The organism is Vibrio anguillarum, from assembly GCF_001989995.2.
Taxonomy (GTDB): domain Bacteria; phylum Pseudomonadota; class Gammaproteobacteria; order Enterobacterales; family Vibrionaceae; genus Vibrio; species Vibrio anguillarum.
Genome location: NZ_JAHGUP010000047.1, coordinates 17396 through 32753, shown reverse-complemented (window position 1 = coordinate 32753; position 15358 = coordinate 17396). Strand labels below are relative to the sequence as shown.

Here is a 15358-nt window from a genome sequence, read left to right as displayed (position 1 = left end):
ATGGTGGGTTACCAGCGTAAAAAGCGCAAGTTGACAGCTGAGATTAACGTTGTCCCTTATATCGACGTTATGCTCGTGTTGCTGATTATTTTTATGGTGACATCACCGTTTGTCACTCAAGGCGTTGATGTCGAGCTTCCTAAAACCACCACTTCAAAGTCAGCGGCTGAGCTGAAAGGTGATAGTGATAGTAGTTTTATCATCGTGGAAATAGATAAAGAAGGTCGTCTCGGGTTGAGCGTAAATAATGAGGAAGTCGAGCGGGGTCTTTCGCTGCAAGATGTCATCATTAGAGTCAAAGCTGAATTGTCGTTGAAACCGGATTCACCGGTTGCGGTTGGCGGTGATGCTGCAACGCCTTATGCAGAAGTGATACTGGTTCTGGATGAATTGAATCGTGCGGGCATTTCAAAAGTAGGTCTGCTAACCGAAATTAAAGGATAGTTTGTACTGTTCATGAAAGATCATAAATCCAAAAAAAGCGATTACAAAAAGCCCATCATTATCTCGGCTGCTTTGCATACAGTGTTGATCATTGCTTTGTTATGGGGATCGGATTTTAACCTCACTAAGCCCGAGCCTGTAGGGCCGATGGTTCAAGCCGTGGTGATTGACCCACAATTGGTACAAAAACAGGCACAGCAAATTCGTAATCAGCGTGAGGCCGTCGCCAAAAAAGAGCAGGATCGGCTGGATAAGTTACGCCGCGAAAGTGAGCAGTTGGAAAAAAGCCGCAAAGCGGAAGAAGAGAATATTCGCCAATTAAAAGAGCAACAAGCTCAGGAAGCCAAAGCGGCCAGAGAAGCTGAAAAGCAACGTGCCGCAAAAGAACAAGAGCGTAAAGTAGCAGAAGAGCGAGCCCGTAAAGAAAAAGATCGAGCATTAAAAGCAGAAACGGAACGCAAGATAAAAGAAGAAGCAGTTAAAAAAGCGGAACAGGAGCGCATTGTTAAAGAGGCTGAAATTGCGAAAGCGGAAAAAGAACGCATTGCCCGCGAGAAAGAAGCTGAGCAGGCCAAAGAGAAAGCTCGTAAAGAGCGTGAAGCCGCAGAGCGAGCCGAGAAAGAGCGAATAGCCAAAGAACAAGAAGCGAAAAAAGCGGCCGAGAATGCAAAAAAAGAGAAAGCACGCTTGGAGAGATTGGAACGCGAACGCAAAGAACAAGAAGCGGCACTGAACAACATTTTTTCCGGGTTAGAATCAGAAGCCGAGCAAAATAGCTCAGCTCGTTCCCAATTTGTAATGAGTGAAGCTCAGCGATATGGAGCAATTTATGTGCAGCTCATTCAACAAAATTTGCTGCTTGAAGACAGTTTTAAAAGCAAACAGTGCAAAGTGAACCTACGGCTTATTCCTACGGGAACGGGAGCGGTACTCGGGAATCTAAGCATTATTGAGGGAGACTCTAGGCTATGCGCGGCGACAAAACGTGCTGTTGCGCAGGTGGGCACATTTCCACTTCCTAAAGATGATCTTGATGTAGTCAATAAATTGAAAAACATTAATTTAACTGTAGACCCAAATTAAAAGGAAAAGCTTGTGTTAAAGCGATTGATGTTAGGATGCCTACTTACCATTATAAGTAGCGTACAGCTCGCCAACGCCGCATTGGAGCTTGTGATAACCGACGGTATCAATTCAGCAAGGCCGATTGCTATCGTACCGTTTAAGTGGGAAGGTAAAACAAAATTACCACAGGATATTTCTGCGGTGATCGCGTCAGACTTACAGCGTAGTGGTAAATTCAGTCCAATCGATACTAATAAAATGCCACAAACCCCTTACAATGAAACCGATGTCAAGTTTGATGCTTGGACCAGCATCGGCGTTGATGCTTTGCTCACAGGTAGCATTACGCAAAATGCAGAAGGTAATTATGTCATCAACTACCAATTGGTAGATGTAGTGCGTGGTCAACTGACACAAGGCCAAAGCAAAGCATTAAGTAACGATGGACAGTTGGTGCTTTCTAAAGATCATGTTTTATTCAATAAAGTTGCCACCGTACCAGCAAACCGAATGCGTGAGTATGCGCATCGAATTTCAGATTTGGTCTATCAAGAACTCACGGGTGATAAGGGTGCGTTTCTCACTCGTATTGCCTACGTGGTGGTCAACGACGATGAACAATATCCTTACCAGCTAAGGGTTGCTGACTATGACGGTTACAATGAACGTTTAGTACTTCGTTCAAAACAGCCTTTGATGTCACCGACTTGGTCACCTGATGGTAAGCAACTGGCGTATGTGAGCTTCCAAAACGGCCAAGCGGAAATATTCATCATGAATATTTATACTGGCGAAAGAGAGAAAGTGACCTCGTACCCACGCCATAATGGGGCACCGAGGTTCTCGCCAGATGGGAAAACCCTCGCTTTGGTGTTGTCTAAAACGGGCAGCTTACAGGTTTATACTCTGGACTTGACAACCAAGAAGCTGAAACAAATAACGAGTGGCAGATCAAATAATACAGAACCGTTCTGGCATCCTGATGGTAAATCGCTAATATTTACTTCGGATCGGGGTGGTAAACCACAGATATATCAAGTAAATTTATCAGACGGTTCTACCAATCGTCTGACATGGCAAGGCAGCCAGAATTTAGGTGGACAAATAACGCCTGATGGTCGATTCCTTGTCATGGTAAACCGAAGTAATTCGGGTTTTAATCTGGCGAAACAAGATTTGGAAACTGGTTCAGTGCAAATTCTAACAAAGACTTTGCTCGATGAGTCTCCAAGTATTGCACCCAATGGTGGTATGGTCATATACAGTTCTATTTATAACAAAGCGAATGTACTTTCGATGGTGTCTATAGATGGGCGTTTCAAAGCTAGATTACCGGCAACAAATGGTCGCGTTAGGGCTCCTGCGTGGTCTCCGTTTTTATAGCAAGTAAGTATCAAAAAGTAAGGAAAAAAAATGCAACTTAATAAAGTTCTTAAAGGGCTACTGATTGCGCTACCAGTACTTGCAGTAACTGCATGTAGTTCAAGCGATGAAGCGACAAATGCTTCTGGTACTCAAACTAACCAGTCTACTTCAGGTTCAGCAAACAGCGTTGATACAACTGTAGTTTCTCCAATTGATGCGAATGGCCAACTCTCTGAACAAGAGCTAAAGGAACAAGCTCTTCGTGAAACTCAAACCATTTATTTCGCATTTGATAACGCGACAATTGCTGGTGATTACGAAGATATGCTTGCTGCACACGCAGCTTACCTAAGCAAAAATTCAGCAATGAAAGTTACCATCGAAGGCCATGCTGACGAACGTGGTACGCCTGAATATAACATCGCGTTAGGTGAGCGTCGTGCACAAGCTGTAGCGAAATATCTACAAGCGCTAGGTGTACAAGCTGACCAAATCTCGATCGTTAGCTATGGCGAAGAGAAGCCACTTCTTCTTGGTCAATCTGAAGAAGTGTATGCGAAGAACCGCCGCGCGGTTCTCGTATACTAATCGAGGAATCGCCTCATGTTCAGTAACTTAAAGCGAATTGTAACGCTTACGTTACTGGCAAGTGCAGCGGGTCAAGTACTCGCTGCACCAGCTCCAGTATCCGATCTTAGCAATAGCTCTTCAGCAAGCACATCTCGTGCTCAACAATCATCATCTGAATCTAATGTACAACGTCTTGAACGTCTGCTTGAAAACCGTAATAGCGTTCAACTCAAAATGCAGCAGCAGCTCGATGATATGGCACTTGAAATCAGCGAACTACGTGGCCAGTTAGAGCGTAATAGCTACGATATGCAGCAAATGTTGCAGCGTCAGCGTGAACTCTTTATCGAGTTAGATCGCGTACGTGGCGAAATGAAGAATACAACCGCAAGTTCGTCACAGCCGACAACGGACACTGATATTGCAGGAACGTTTAGCAGCAATGTTGATGAACAAACTGCCTATCAAAATGCGGTTGATTTAATCCTGAAGAAAAGGGATTACAGTGGTGCTATTGCAGCGTTTCAACAGTTTCAAAAAGATTATCCAGATTCTAATTTTGCGTCTAATGCCCATTACTGGTTAGGGCAGCTCTATTTTGCGAAAAAGCAGGATAAAGAAGCGACGCAAAGTTTTGCCGCCGTGCTCACTTACAGTGACTCCAATAAACGTGCTGATGCGCTGGTTAAGTTAGGTGATATTGCCAAGCGCAATAATAATACTGCGCAAGCAAATAAGTATTATCAGCAAGTTGTGGATGAATACCCTACAAGTGCGTCTGCCAAGGTTGCTAAAGAGAATTTGAATTGATAACAATTTGAGTTAATAAAAAGAGGCCTTGTGGCCTCTTTTTTCGACGGCACTATTTTATGAATCGCTTTTGATCCTTCGTTAGGTGCGGTGTACAATGCTCGGATTCTTGGAAGTTGCGTAGAGCAAGAGCAATGAGCCACATATTAGATACGATTGAAACTATTTATCCATTTCCGCCAAAGCCCATTCCACTGACGGTTGAGCAAAAACAAGCCTATACAGCAAGCATCAAACAACTCTTAAAAGAAAAAGATGCTGTATTAATTGCGCATTACTATACCGATCCTGAAATTCAAGCTCTCGCTGAAGAAACCGGCGGTTTTGTCGGTGATTCATTAGAGATGGCCAAGTTTGGTAATCGCCATCCTGCAAGTACATTGATCATCGCTGGTGTGCGCTTTATGGGCGAATCAGCAAAAATCTTAACCCCTGAAAAACGCATTTTAATGCCAACCTTAAAAGCAGAATGCTCTTTGGATCTGGGGTGTCCTGCCGATAAATTCACAGAATTTTGTGATGCACACCCAGATCATACCGTTGTTGTGTATGCAAACACATCGGCGGCGGTCAAAGCTCGTGCCGATTGGGTGGTTACATCGAGCATTGCACTTGATATTGTTGAGCACTTAGATGCGGAAGATAAACCCATAATTTGGGGGCCAGATCGCCATTTAGGCTCATACATCGAGAAAAAAACGGGCGCAAAGATGTTGCTCTGGCAAGGTGAATGCGTAGTTCACGACGAGTTCTCTGCCGATGCACTGCGTAAGATGAAAGCACTGTATCCTGATGCGGCCATCCTTGTGCATCCAGAATCACCAGCCAGTGTGGTAGAACTTGCGGATGCTGTAGGCTCTACAAGCCAGTTGATTAAGGCAGCAAAATCCTTACCTCAACAGAAAATGATTGTGGCGACCGATAAAGGCATCTTTTTTAAGATGCAGCAGTTAGTCCCTGAGAAAGAATTGATTGAAGCACCGACGGCAGGGGCTGGGGCAACATGCCGAAGCTGCGCGCATTGTCCTTGGATGGCGATGAATGGTCTTCGAGCGATTGAGTCAGCTCTTATGGAAGGCGGTAAAGATCACGAAATTTTCGTCGATGAAGCCGTGAGAGTGAAATCACTCATCCCATTAAACCGTATGTTGGATTTTGCTGAACAGTTAAATTTGCAAGTCAAAGGGAATGCCTAATTCCTTTCGGCGGTAGTGGATGAAAAAAGGCTCTTATTCAGAGCCTTTTTTATCGCAAGCAAATTGATTTGAAATTAACGTTATTCGAAAATAAAACTATTCAAAAACAAATTTATTGCTCTAGTGCCAACTGAGCGCCGCGTTGCGTTAAACCACACAACATCACCGGTATAGCCTGATAGATTTCTTCAAACTGGTCGAGTCCTTGCATACCTTGTTGGGAAAGTGTTGCCAAGGACGTCTCCGGATCATAAAGCATACTCAGCGAAAGGAGTACGCCCCCAAGTAGTGCATTGTCTTGGCTATCTTCAGGCATTAACGTTTCCCAATCATCACGCGTAAGTTGCCAACCTTGAAGAAAACCTTCACAAAAATCACGAACGTGTTCAGTCACTATTTCTTGTTCATCGAGTGAGCAACCAGTAGGCCAGCTCCATTGATTTTCGAGCAAAGCAGGGCGATAGTCATTCCACATTTCAACGATCAGTTGGAAATAGGTTTCTAGCTGTTTGCCTTCGCTAAATGGCGCGATCTCTTCTCCCCCCCATAGAAAAGGGAGCCATTCCTCTGGCGGGAGCAAGTTAGGCGCTGACGCCATGGATGCGACAAAACCTTGAGTTTTGGCCTCATTAAGCAATTTATCTTCTAGTTCGGGTTGGGTAAGGAGTTCTTGTAAATTCACAGCAGATCCCATCAGTTGCCGAGTGTATTTGCAGCCATTTTAACGTTAAAGCGATACAATATGCGAATTTTGCTGATAATTTGTTGGCTTTAATGAGGTTTTACAACAATCAACATATTGCTCGCTAAGATTGTTCACTATAATTTGCACAAAAGAAAAAATTGAAAGGATTTATGAGAGCACCTATTTCATTGAAGAAGAAGAGCATTATCGCCCTTTCTTTTTATCTCTGCTTTTTTATTGCGATCACAGGTACCGTTACTTATTGGGTTGTCGAAGCGCCACTACGAGCTGAATTAAAACAGAATTTAGATCTTCGTGCAGAAGTGTTATCAGCCCAAATTCGCGAACCTCTCAACCGTTCTATTGGTGTGCTCCAAAGCATTGTGAGCCTTGGGCAAGCTGCAACCAACCAAGCTGAGCAAGACAGAATGCTCTCTTCGCTGTTCACTATACTTGATGATGTTGTCGTCAGTGGTGGGCTATGGCCGAAACCCTACAGTATTAATGCATCTCAGCGATACAGTAGCCTGTTTTATAATCGGGCCGCTGACGGTCAAGTCGACAAATTGCATTCTTGGAACAATCAAGAAGCGCATGGTTACGATAACGAAGAGTGGTACAACGCAGTAAAAGAGAAGCCTGTCGGTAGTGTGGTATGGTCAGAAGTCTATGTTGATGCCTATACGCACGTTCAGATGATCACGGCTTCATCGCCCTATTACGTTAACGGTGAATTTGCTGGAGTAGCAACAGTCGATCTGTCATTGGCGGGGTTAGCCACATTTATTGCCAGTCAAGCGGAGCTTTATAACCTTGGCGTATCCTTAAGTGATTCGGGGGGCTCCCTGATCACTGAACATAATTTTATAATACGTGAAGAAGCTAACGTAAGTCATTTCGGTTTTGGTGATTTTGAATGGCGAGTTGATGTTATTAATGCCCATCGGTTAGTGAATGACGAAGTGTTTGATCTGGTGATGAATGTCGAACGGAGTATCATTCCAATCCTTTTAGTGTGCGTTATGATCGGTTATTACTTGATCAATCAATATGTGATCAAACCGATTACCATGATTGCCAAAAAAGTGAGTGATTCTAAACAAGGCGGTATTATTGATATGCCGTATCGAAGCCAAGATGAGATCCGCCAGCTTATCGATTCATTTAACCAAAAAACCGTTTATCTTGAAGCGGAAAAAGTGAAAGCTCAAGCTTCCACTCAAGCCAAAAGTGCCTTCTTAGCAACCCTGTCACACGAAATCAGAACTCCAATGAATGGTGTTTTAGGAACCGCGCAAATCTTATTGAAAACAGAGCTTTCCCCAGAACAGAGGCAACACCTTAATAGTCTGTATGAGTCTGGCGAGCACATGATGGTGCTGCTTAACGAAATTCTCGATTTCTCCAAGATTGAACAAGGGCGATTAGAACTTGATAACACCCGTTTCCCCTTGGATTCACTGATTGGTAGTATTAACAGTGTTTACCATACCTTATGCAATGAAAAAGGACTGCAGTTTAGGATTTACAGCGATATTGTTCACGATCGCTGGTATTACTCAGATAAAGCACGATTGAGACAGATTCTGTTTAATTTACTTAATAATGCGGTCAAGTTTACCTCTCACGGCTTTGTCGAAGTGACTCTAAAAGAGCAGCAGATGGAAGATAAACGGTATCTTTCTATTCGGATACGGGATTCGGGGATAGGTATAGCAAAAGAAGCTCAGGAAAAAATATTCCGCCCATTTGAACAAGCTGAATCATCGACGACAAGGCGTTTTGGTGGAACGGGGTTGGGCTTAGCAATTGTAAAACAAATTGTAGAGCTAATGGATGGGACAGTCACGGTAACCAGTGAGTTAGGAATTGGTACCAGTTTTCACGTTATGCTGGCGATAGAAACAGCGACGCCCGGGACCATTGAAGTCAAGCCACGTCGCAAGCTTAATTACCAAGGACTGAAAGCTCTCATTGTGGAAGATAACCGGACCAACTCTATCATCATCGAAACCTTTATGAAGAATAAAGGGTTTACATGCGATTGTGTTGAGAATGGTGAATTGGCAATTCAAGCGGTTGTTGGCGGGAATTATGACCTGATATTGATGGATAACCATATGCCCGTAATGGATGGCGTAGAAGCGGTGTCTGCGATTCGGATCTTAGTTGGGGAGCAACGTAATGTGCTCATTTTTGGTTGTACTGCTGATGTTTTCAAAGAAACTCGTGAGCGAATGTTGTCGGCCGGCGCTGATTATATTGTCACCAAACCCATTGATGACAATGAATTAGATGATGCTCTTTTCCAATTTGTCGAAAAACTGTATCAATATCATCCAGAGTCCTCTATGCCGCTAAAGATAGGCTCAGCAGAGGAATCATTGGTGACGTTTTATATGGCAGTGGAAGATCAAAACATAGAACTTGCATTAGCCATGATTCAACGTTTGATACAGCAGTTGCCGGAGATTGAAAATACTCATATTCATCAAGTGTTAATCGATACCCAAACAAGCTTAGAAAAACACCAGTTACCTACACAGCAGCAAGTCGATTTGCTAACGGTGTTGCTTTCCGATTTTTGTAATTAAATAACCATTTTGAGATTTAGTAAGAATGCGTTGTAACAGGAATTTAAAGAATAGCGTTAGATTCTAGTTTCCGATTCAAAATTGGTTATAAATTTACCTAAGTTAATTAAAATTGGTCACTAAATCTACAAAATATGTGTTCTAATTCCCTCATTATCTAGCTTGTTGTTATTTTCTAGGTATCTGTATTGCTGATTGGCATATTTAATAGTTATATCTATTGTGTAGAGGGAAGTAATGAAAGCTCGTGGCCCATTTTGTATTCGTCATGCTGCGGCGGACACATTTGCAATGGTTGTTTTTTGTTTTATATCAGGCATGATCATTGAAATTTTCATCTCTGGAATGACCTTCGAACAGTCGCTAGCATCACGTACACTGTCTATCCCAGTTAATATCGCAATAGCATGGCCTTATGGCGTATTTCGTGACTTTATTCTGCGCCAGGGACGTCAATGGTCTGAGACTGGCTTAATGAAGAATGTCTCGGATTTGGTTGCTTACGTTCTATTTCAATCTCCTGTCTATGCCGCCATTCTATGGGCTGTAGGCGCATCTACAGAGCAGATCATAACCGCAGTATCAAGCAATGCCATTGTGTCGTGTGGAATGGGCGTTCTCTATGGCTATTTTTTAGATATGTGCCGCCGTTGGTTCCGTGTCCCTGGCTATCATCGTAGTGCCTAACCGTGACACTCACTGAAGAAAGGCTTGTATTGAATTTGATCAAATAAGTCAATAAGTAGTCAAACGAACCAAAGTGGTGGGCTTTTTTATTATTTTGGCTTGACCTAATCCTATAGAATCATTAAATTAGCGCCTCGTTAGCCAAATGCGCTAACCACAATATAATTTGGTGAGTTGTCCGAGTGGCTTAAGGAGCACGCCTGGAAAGTGTGTATACGGCAACGTATCGAGAGTTCGAATCTCTTGCTCACCGCCACATTCAAGAAAAAAGACGTCTCAGGACGTCTTTTTTCTTATCTAAAGATTATTAAAATCAATGAGTTACAGTTTCTTAGCGTTCCATAAAGTGTCGTGAAAGCGCTTGTCTAGAGTAATACCCAGTATTCCTACTTGATGCTAGTATTACTTTTGAGCACTAAATCAGGTATTACGTTGTTATCATTTCCCCTATCAGTTCGATCTTTAACTTGATGTAAGTTAAGCAGTTATCGACCAAAAGTAATACCTAGATTTTTCGAAAATTGAGCTTTGTTCAGGTATTACTTGAGGGATCAAAATGGCGAATAATCTCACGGCTAGGCAAATCCAAACGGCAAAGCCCAAAGATAAGCTCTATCGCTTATCTGATGGCGGCAATCTCTACTTCTGTGTGCGTACAAGCAATTCACGTTCTTGGCAGTTTCGTTATAAACGACCTGGTCAGGACAAAATCACTTATCTTTCCTTTGGTACTTATCCAGATATGTCATTGGCAGAAGCGCGAGAGAAAGCGCTAGAGGCTCGAAAGATGCTTGCGGATGGTATTGATCCTCAGTTGGCCAAAGAAGAGCGAAAAGCCAAAGTTATTGTTGAGCAAAATGCGACGTTCAAGTTTGTCGCTGAGCAGTGGAAGGCTACGAAAGAAGGGCAGATAAAAGAGAAGACTCTCAATGGTAACTGGCGCAAACTGGAGCTCTATGCTTTTCCCAAGCTAGGTACGATACCCGTTAGCAAAATTACGGCGCCTATTGCGATAGCGGCGTTGCGTCCCGTTGAAACACAAGGTTTACTATAAACCGTAAAACGTACCGCCCAACTGATGAACGAGATCATGAACTATGCTGTAAACAGCGGTGTGATTCATTCTAATCCATTATCTGGTATCCGTGACGTATTCAAGAAGCACAAAGTAGTGCACATGAAAGCGTTACAGCCGCATGAAATGCATGAGCTTATACGCACCGTTGCTACAGCGAATATACAGCACGTGACGCGATTTTTAATTGAATGGCAGCTTCACACGATGGTGCGACCTAATGAAGCCTCTGGTGCTCGTTGGGATGAAATCGACATAGCAAATCGACTATGGATCATCCCGAAAGAACGAATGAAGATGAACCGCGAGCACCTAGTGCCTCTAACAGACCAAACAATGGCTATTCTTGAAGCGATTAAGCCTATCAGTGGTCATAGAGAGTTTGTTTTCCCATCCAGTCGCAATCCGAAGGTACCTACCGATTCAGAAACGGCCAATAAAGCGTTGAGCCGAATGGGATTCAAAGATAGAACTACTGCGCATGGTCTTCGTGCTTTGGCCAGTACCACTCTTAATGAACAGGGTTTTGAGCCTGATGTCATTGAGGCAGCGCTTGCTCACACTGATAAGAATCAAATACGTAAAGCTGTGATGGTTCAGGATCGCCGGAAGGATGGTTATGGGCGAAGATCACCGCAGCGGCGTTAACGTGCAGTGCTTCTTTCACTACTTCGCGAGGATAAACACTTGCGGAATCAACCGTGCCACGAAACAGCTCTTTAAACTCAATCAAGCGGTGCTGATTGTCTAAAAACATAACCGCGAAAACTTCATGTTCATACCCTGCTAATTTAAAGCGTAAGTAATCTGAGGTTGCCGCGGGACTTGAAAACGCATCACCACGAACATAACGATCTTTGAGTATTTCAGCTGCTTCCTCGAGCACTCGGTGCTCATATTCTTTTTGAGGTAACAAACTACCGTAACGGGAAAATTGGGACATATTTAGGCTTCCTGTATCAGTCATGTAATGAATTCACAGAGATGACATATATCTGAAGAATTTTTGATTGTGCGCACTATGCGCCAATGCCACTTTTTTTTACCGAACCTGCTTATCCCATGAGGACCACAGCCATAGGAGGACGTCCCATGAGATTTCTAAAACTAAAAGAAGTAATGGAAAAAAACAGCATTAAGTCGTTCAGCGATTTACCGCAAAATGAATGATGGTGAGTTTCCAAAATCCATCAGTTTGGGGGATAGGGCTGTGGCCTGGGTAGAAAGTGAAGTTGATGATTGGATGGAGAATATACTAATGGAGCGAAAGGCCATAGATTCTGGTAGCTAGTTGAATTAATAGAGGAATATTTATAGTGATTATTGGCATGTATCACTGAAGGCACCGTAGCCATTTGGTACTCTGGCCAGATACTACAAAAATTCAATTGGTGGGCTAGATGGACAAACAGGCGGCAGAGCAGTTACTCAAAACAGCAATCGGTCATGAAGGTGCTCAATTTCGAGATGGTCAATGGGAAGCGATCGACGCTTTGGTTAATCTTAATCAGAAGTTGTTAGTTGTTCAGCGCACAGGTTGGGGTAAGAGTTCTGTATATTTTATCAGTACCAAAATCTTCAGAGACCGAGGCAAAGGTCCAACAATTATAGTGTCGCCGTTGCTTGCTTTAATGCGTAACCAAATCGAATCTGCGCAGCGTTTAGGTATCAAAGCGGTGACGATGAACTCAACTAATACAGCTGATTGGGAGAAAGTTACTCAAGACATTCTTGCGGATAAAGTTGATTGTTTGTTGATCTCGCCAGAGCGTTTAGCTAACGATAAATTCGTTGAAATGGTTCTTCGTCCAATCTCAGATAACATTTCATTAATGGTGGTGGATGAAGCGCATTGTATATCGGACTGGGGACACGACTTCCGCCCTGATTACCGACGTATAGTTAATATATTAAAGCTATTACCTGAAAATACGCCAGTACTGGGGACGACAGCGACAGCGAATGATCGAGTTGTTGATGATATTCAAACCCAATTAGGTAACATCGAAATTCAACGTGGGACGCTTATCCGTGAGAGTCTTGCTTTGCAAAACATAGTATTACCAGATCAACCATCACGCTTAGCATGGTTGGCTCAAACTATCCCTACCTTAGCCAGTACAGGTATTGTATACGTACTTACTCAACGAGATGCTGACATAGTATCTCGATGGCTTAATATATGCGGCATCGACGCAAAGCCTTATTATAGTGGCGTTACGGACCCTGAGTTTGTTAATGAACGAGGTAAATTGGATACTGATGCGTATCGCGAGCATCTAGAACAGCAATTGTTGAACGATAAATTGACAGTCTTAGTAGCAACGACAGCGTTAGGTATGGGATATGACAAACCAAACTTAGGTTTCGTTATTCACTTTCAAGCTCCTGGTTCAATAGTAGCTTTCTATCAACAAGTTGGTCGTGCTGGACGTGGTATTGACTCTGCGGTAGGTGTACTAATGTCTGGAGAAGAAGATGCCAGAATTCACGAGTTTTTCCGCAAAACCGCTTTCCCGACTGAAGCGAACGTAAAACGTATCTTGAAAGCTTTAGAACCAGTAGAGTATCTAACTCCAGAAGGACTGGAGAAAGAAGCTAATCTACCGCAGGGGAGAATTGAGCATGTGCTTAAGTTTTTAGCAGCAGAATATCCGGCTCCTGTTAGTAATGATGGGAAGAAATGGCATAGAAACCCTGTTCCTTATCAAATGGATATGGATAAAGTTCAAGCCATAACCGATATAAGAGAAGCTGAGTGGGCTGCAATCGGTGATTATCTAAAAACCAAAGACTGCTTGATGCTCAAAGTTCGAAATGCATTGGACGATCACTCTACTGAGTCATGTGGCAAATGCAGTAACTGTATAGGTGAAGAGCTATTGCCTTCTCACGTAGATACAGAGCTTGGTCAAAAAGCTGCAGATTTCCTGTGTCGTAGTGAAATGGTTATGGAACCAAGAAAACAAATCGCAGCGTCTAACGATGAAGCGGCTAAAACCTTTATGAAATACGACTTTCCAAGAACGTTGGGAGATTTAGCAGCAGAACCTGGTCGAATCCTCTCACGTTGGGGAGATGCAGGTTGGGGCCAAATGGTGGCTGATGACAAGCACAATAACCATTTTAGAAATGAGTTAGTAGATGCAACTGTCGAGATGATAACTGAGCGATGGAAGCCAGATGATTTTCCAACATGGGTATGTTGTATTCCTTCATTAAAACACAAGACGTTAGTTCCTGATTTTGCAAAACGTTTAGCTGATAAATTGGGGCTCCCTTTCGTAGACTCTTTGGAAAAAGTATTAGAAAATGAACCGCAAAAATGGCAGCAGAACCGATATCATCAATGTTCGAACTTAGATGGTGCGTTCAAGGTTAATGAATTAGGCCCTGAAGGCAGTGTTCTATTGGTTGATGATGTTGTTCGTTCTAAATGGACCTTTACGGTTGGAGCTGCATTATTGAAGCAAGCTGGCAGCGGAAAAGTATACCCAGTCGCTTTAGCTTCCACATCGGTAAATGATTAATGAATTTAACAACAACAGCACAAGCGATTATCCTGCTTACCAGTTACTTTGGTAAGCAGGATAAAGATGCCGCAAAGCCGCTCACCAATGCGGAGTGGGCGCGTTTCGCTATGTGGTTGAGAGATAGCAAACTCAGTCCTGCCGACTTACTGGATAACAACAAGAAAGCGTTGTTATCTCAGTGGCGCGATCCCAAAAATAAAATCACTCAAGAGCGAGTTGAAGCCCTCTTGAAGCGAGGGCACAGCATGGCACTAGCGCTCGAAAAATGGAGCCGCTCAGGCTTGTGGGTCATTACTCGTGCTGACAAAGATAGCTACCCCAAACGTCTACTTCACCAACTTGGTAACCAGGCTCCTCCTGTACTCTATGGATGCGGAGAAAAAGCGTTACTCAAGGCTGGTGGTATTGCTGTAGTAGGTTCGCGTAACGCTTCACCTTCAGATATAGCGTATGCCGAACAGGTTGGATCTAAAGCGGCGAGTGCTGGTTTGGGGACAGTTTCTGGTGGAGCAAGAGGAGTCGATGAGTCTTCAATGTTAGGGGCGATGAATGCCGGGGGGGCCGTAGTGGGTATACTCGCTGATAGTTTGTTGAAAGCTTCCACTTCAGCAAAGTACCGCACTGGCTTAATGAATGGCAACGTTGTACTAGTATCTCCTTTCAACCCAGAAGCTGGTTTCAACCGCTTCAATGCAATGGACAGAAACAAATACATTTATTGTTTAGCGGATACCTCTTTAGTCGTTCATTCAGGAGCTAAAGGTGGTACTTGGGAAGGGGCTATTCAGAACTTAAAGAAAGGTTGGGTTCCTACTTGGGTGAAACAAACCCAAGATTCTTCGGCTGGCAATGCTGGAATTGTTGCAGCAGGAGCAAGTTGGTGTAGCGAGAATGTTGCAGAACTGGATGTTCAATCATTGTTGGTTAGCAGCACCAACCCTAACGTTAATCATCAAACGGATTTGTTTAACCAACCGCAAGCAGACTTGTTCGCACAGCCGAATGAAATGCCTCAGAGAGAGAGCAACGATGATCAGGTTGTAGAGGACGGTTCTGAGACAGAAACCAAACATAACGAAGCTGCACTAGATATTAAAGAATCCGCTTCACCGATAAAGGCAGAGCCTGAGGTTATTTCCAAAGACAGCTTTTATCTATTGTTTGTTCAGTATCTACAAACTGTAGCCAGTGAGCCAATATCAGAAGCAGAACTTGTTGAAGCATCAGAACTGCACAAAGGGCAGGTAAAAAGCTGGTTATCTCTCGCTCTAGAGCAAAATTTGATCACCAAGCTAACAAGACCGATTAGATATCAATGGATTGATGAAGATTGA

General features: G+C 43.3%; 11 protein-coding genes, 1 tRNA gene and 3 pseudogenes. 13 read left to right on the top strand and 2 right to left on the bottom strand.

Going from position 1 to position 15358, the window contains the following annotated elements:
* The 6 genes from tolR to nadA all read left to right on the top strand — a co-directional run bounded on the left by tolR (position 1) and on the right by nadA (position 5450).
* The gene (tolR, locus tag PL85_RS12010) at positions 1–444 is read left to right on the top strand and encodes a protein TolR (RefSeq protein WP_013856574.1); all 444 of its coding nucleotides are present in this window, start codon (positions 1–3) and stop codon (positions 442–444) included.
* A gap of 12 nt (positions 445–456) precedes the next feature.
* Positions 457–1527: a cell envelope integrity protein TolA gene (gene tolA, locus PL85_RS12005; RefSeq protein ID WP_115339100.1), complete on the top strand. Its 1071-nt coding sequence runs from the start codon at positions 457–459 to the stop codon at positions 1525–1527.
* A 27-nt stretch (positions 1528–1554) separates the two neighbouring features.
* Positions 1555–2892, top strand: a complete 1338-nt coding sequence (gene tolB, locus PL85_RS12000; RefSeq protein WP_214649685.1) for a Tol-Pal system beta propeller repeat protein TolB — start codon at positions 1555–1557, stop codon at positions 2890–2892.
* 30 nt (positions 2893–2922) lie between these two features.
* Positions 2923–3462 (top strand): peptidoglycan-associated lipoprotein Pal, encoded by a 540-nt coding sequence (gene pal, locus PL85_RS11995; RefSeq protein WP_013856577.1) that lies wholly within the window; start codon positions 2923–2925, stop codon positions 3460–3462.
* Between the two features lie 15 nt (positions 3463–3477).
* Positions 3478–4254 (top strand): tol-pal system protein YbgF, encoded by a 777-nt coding sequence (gene ybgF, locus PL85_RS11990; RefSeq protein ID WP_019280925.1) that lies wholly within the window; start codon positions 3478–3480, stop codon positions 4252–4254.
* 134 nt (positions 4255–4388) lie between these two features.
* Positions 4389–5450 carry a quinolinate synthase NadA gene (nadA, locus tag PL85_RS11985; RefSeq protein ID WP_026028138.1) on the top strand — a complete coding sequence of 354 codons (1062 nt, stop codon included), beginning with the start codon at positions 4389–4391 and terminating at the stop codon, positions 5448–5450.
* A 112-nt stretch (positions 5451–5562) separates the two neighbouring features.
* Here nadA and PL85_RS11980 read toward each other — a convergent pair whose 3' ends face one another.
* Entirely contained in the window at positions 5563–6144 is a 582-nt protein-coding gene (locus PL85_RS11980) for a UPF0149 family protein (protein ID WP_017045210.1), read from the bottom strand.
* Positions 6145–6305: 161 nt separating this feature from the next.
* Here PL85_RS11980 and PL85_RS11975 point away from each other — a divergent pair, with 161 nt between their 5' ends.
* The 4 genes and pseudogenes from PL85_RS11975 to PL85_RS19025 all read left to right on the top strand — a co-directional run.
* On the top strand, positions 6306–8729 hold the full coding sequence (locus PL85_RS11975) for a hybrid sensor histidine kinase/response regulator (protein ID WP_214608573.1): 2424 nt from the start codon (positions 6306–6308) through the stop codon (positions 8727–8729).
* Between the two features lie 237 nt (positions 8730–8966).
* A complete protein-coding gene (locus tag PL85_RS11970) occupies positions 8967–9416 on the top strand; it encodes an L-alanine exporter AlaE (RefSeq protein ID WP_017042265.1) in 450 nt (149 codons plus the stop codon).
* Between the two features lie 168 nt (positions 9417–9584).
* Positions 9585–9672, top strand: a tRNA-Ser gene (locus PL85_RS11965).
* A gap of 300 nt (positions 9673–9972) precedes the next feature.
* Positions 9973–11079: pseudogene (locus PL85_RS19025) on the top strand (tyrosine-type recombinase/integrase); the annotation flags it as partial.
* Here the strand turns inward: PL85_RS19025 and PL85_RS11955 are convergent.
* Positions 11078–11434 (bottom strand): annotated as a pseudogene (locus PL85_RS11955) (JAB domain-containing protein); the annotation flags it as partial. The pseudogenes PL85_RS19025 and PL85_RS11955 sit on opposite strands and share 2 nt — an antisense overlap.
* 149 nt (positions 11435–11583) lie before the next feature.
* On the opposite strand from PL85_RS11955, the pseudogene PL85_RS11950 reads away from it, so the two are divergent.
* The 3 genes and pseudogenes from PL85_RS11950 to PL85_RS11940 all read left to right on the top strand — a co-directional run bounded on the left by PL85_RS11950 (position 11584) and on the right by PL85_RS11940 (position 15358).
* Positions 11584–11782 (top strand): annotated as a pseudogene (locus PL85_RS11950) (AlpA family transcriptional regulator).
* 109 nt (positions 11783–11891) lie between these two features.
* Positions 11892–14021 (top strand): RecQ family ATP-dependent DNA helicase, encoded by a 2130-nt coding sequence (locus tag PL85_RS11945; RefSeq protein ID WP_115339096.1) that lies wholly within the window; start codon positions 11892–11894, stop codon positions 14019–14021.
* The gene (locus PL85_RS11940; protein ID WP_115339095.1) at positions 14021–15358 is read left to right on the top strand and encodes a DNA-processing protein DprA; all 1338 of its coding nucleotides are present in this window, start codon (positions 14021–14023) and stop codon (positions 15356–15358) included. Before PL85_RS11945 ends, PL85_RS11940 begins: the two co-directional genes overlap by 1 nt.

What these genes read in the sequence shown, in the direction of transcription:
- nadA (WP_026028138.1), top strand. Translation starts at nt 4,389, where the DNA reads ATGAGCCACATATTAGATACGATTGAAACTATTTATCCATTTCCGCCA.
- ybgF (WP_019280925.1), top strand. Translation starts at nt 3,478, where the DNA reads ATGTTCAGTAACTTAAAGCGAATTGTAACGCTTACGTTACTGGCAAGT.
- PL85_RS11975 (WP_214608573.1), top strand. Translation starts at nt 6,306, where the DNA reads ATGAGAGCACCTATTTCATTGAAGAAGAAGAGCATTATCGCCCTTTCT.
- PL85_RS11970 (WP_017042265.1), top strand. Translation starts at nt 8,967, where the DNA reads ATGAAAGCTCGTGGCCCATTTTGTATTCGTCATGCTGCGGCGGACACA.
- tolA (WP_115339100.1), top strand. Translation starts at nt 457, where the DNA reads ATGAAAGATCATAAATCCAAAAAAAGCGATTACAAAAAGCCCATCATT.
- pal (WP_013856577.1), top strand. Translation starts at nt 2,923, where the DNA reads ATGCAACTTAATAAAGTTCTTAAAGGGCTACTGATTGCGCTACCAGTA.
- tolR (WP_013856574.1), top strand. Translation starts at nt 1, where the DNA reads ATGGTGGGTTACCAGCGTAAAAAGCGCAAGTTGACAGCTGAGATTAAC.
- PL85_RS11940 (WP_115339095.1), top strand. Translation starts at nt 14,021, where the DNA reads ATGAATTTAACAACAACAGCACAAGCGATTATCCTGCTTACCAGTTAC.
- PL85_RS11945 (WP_115339096.1), top strand. Translation starts at nt 11,892, where the DNA reads ATGGACAAACAGGCGGCAGAGCAGTTACTCAAAACAGCAATCGGTCAT.
- PL85_RS11980 (WP_017045210.1), bottom strand. Translation starts at nt 6,144, where the DNA reads ATGGGATCTGCTGTGAATTTACAAGAACTCCTTACCCAACCCGAACTA.
- tolB (WP_214649685.1), top strand. Translation starts at nt 1,555, where the DNA reads ATGTTAGGATGCCTACTTACCATTATAAGTAGCGTACAGCTCGCCAAC.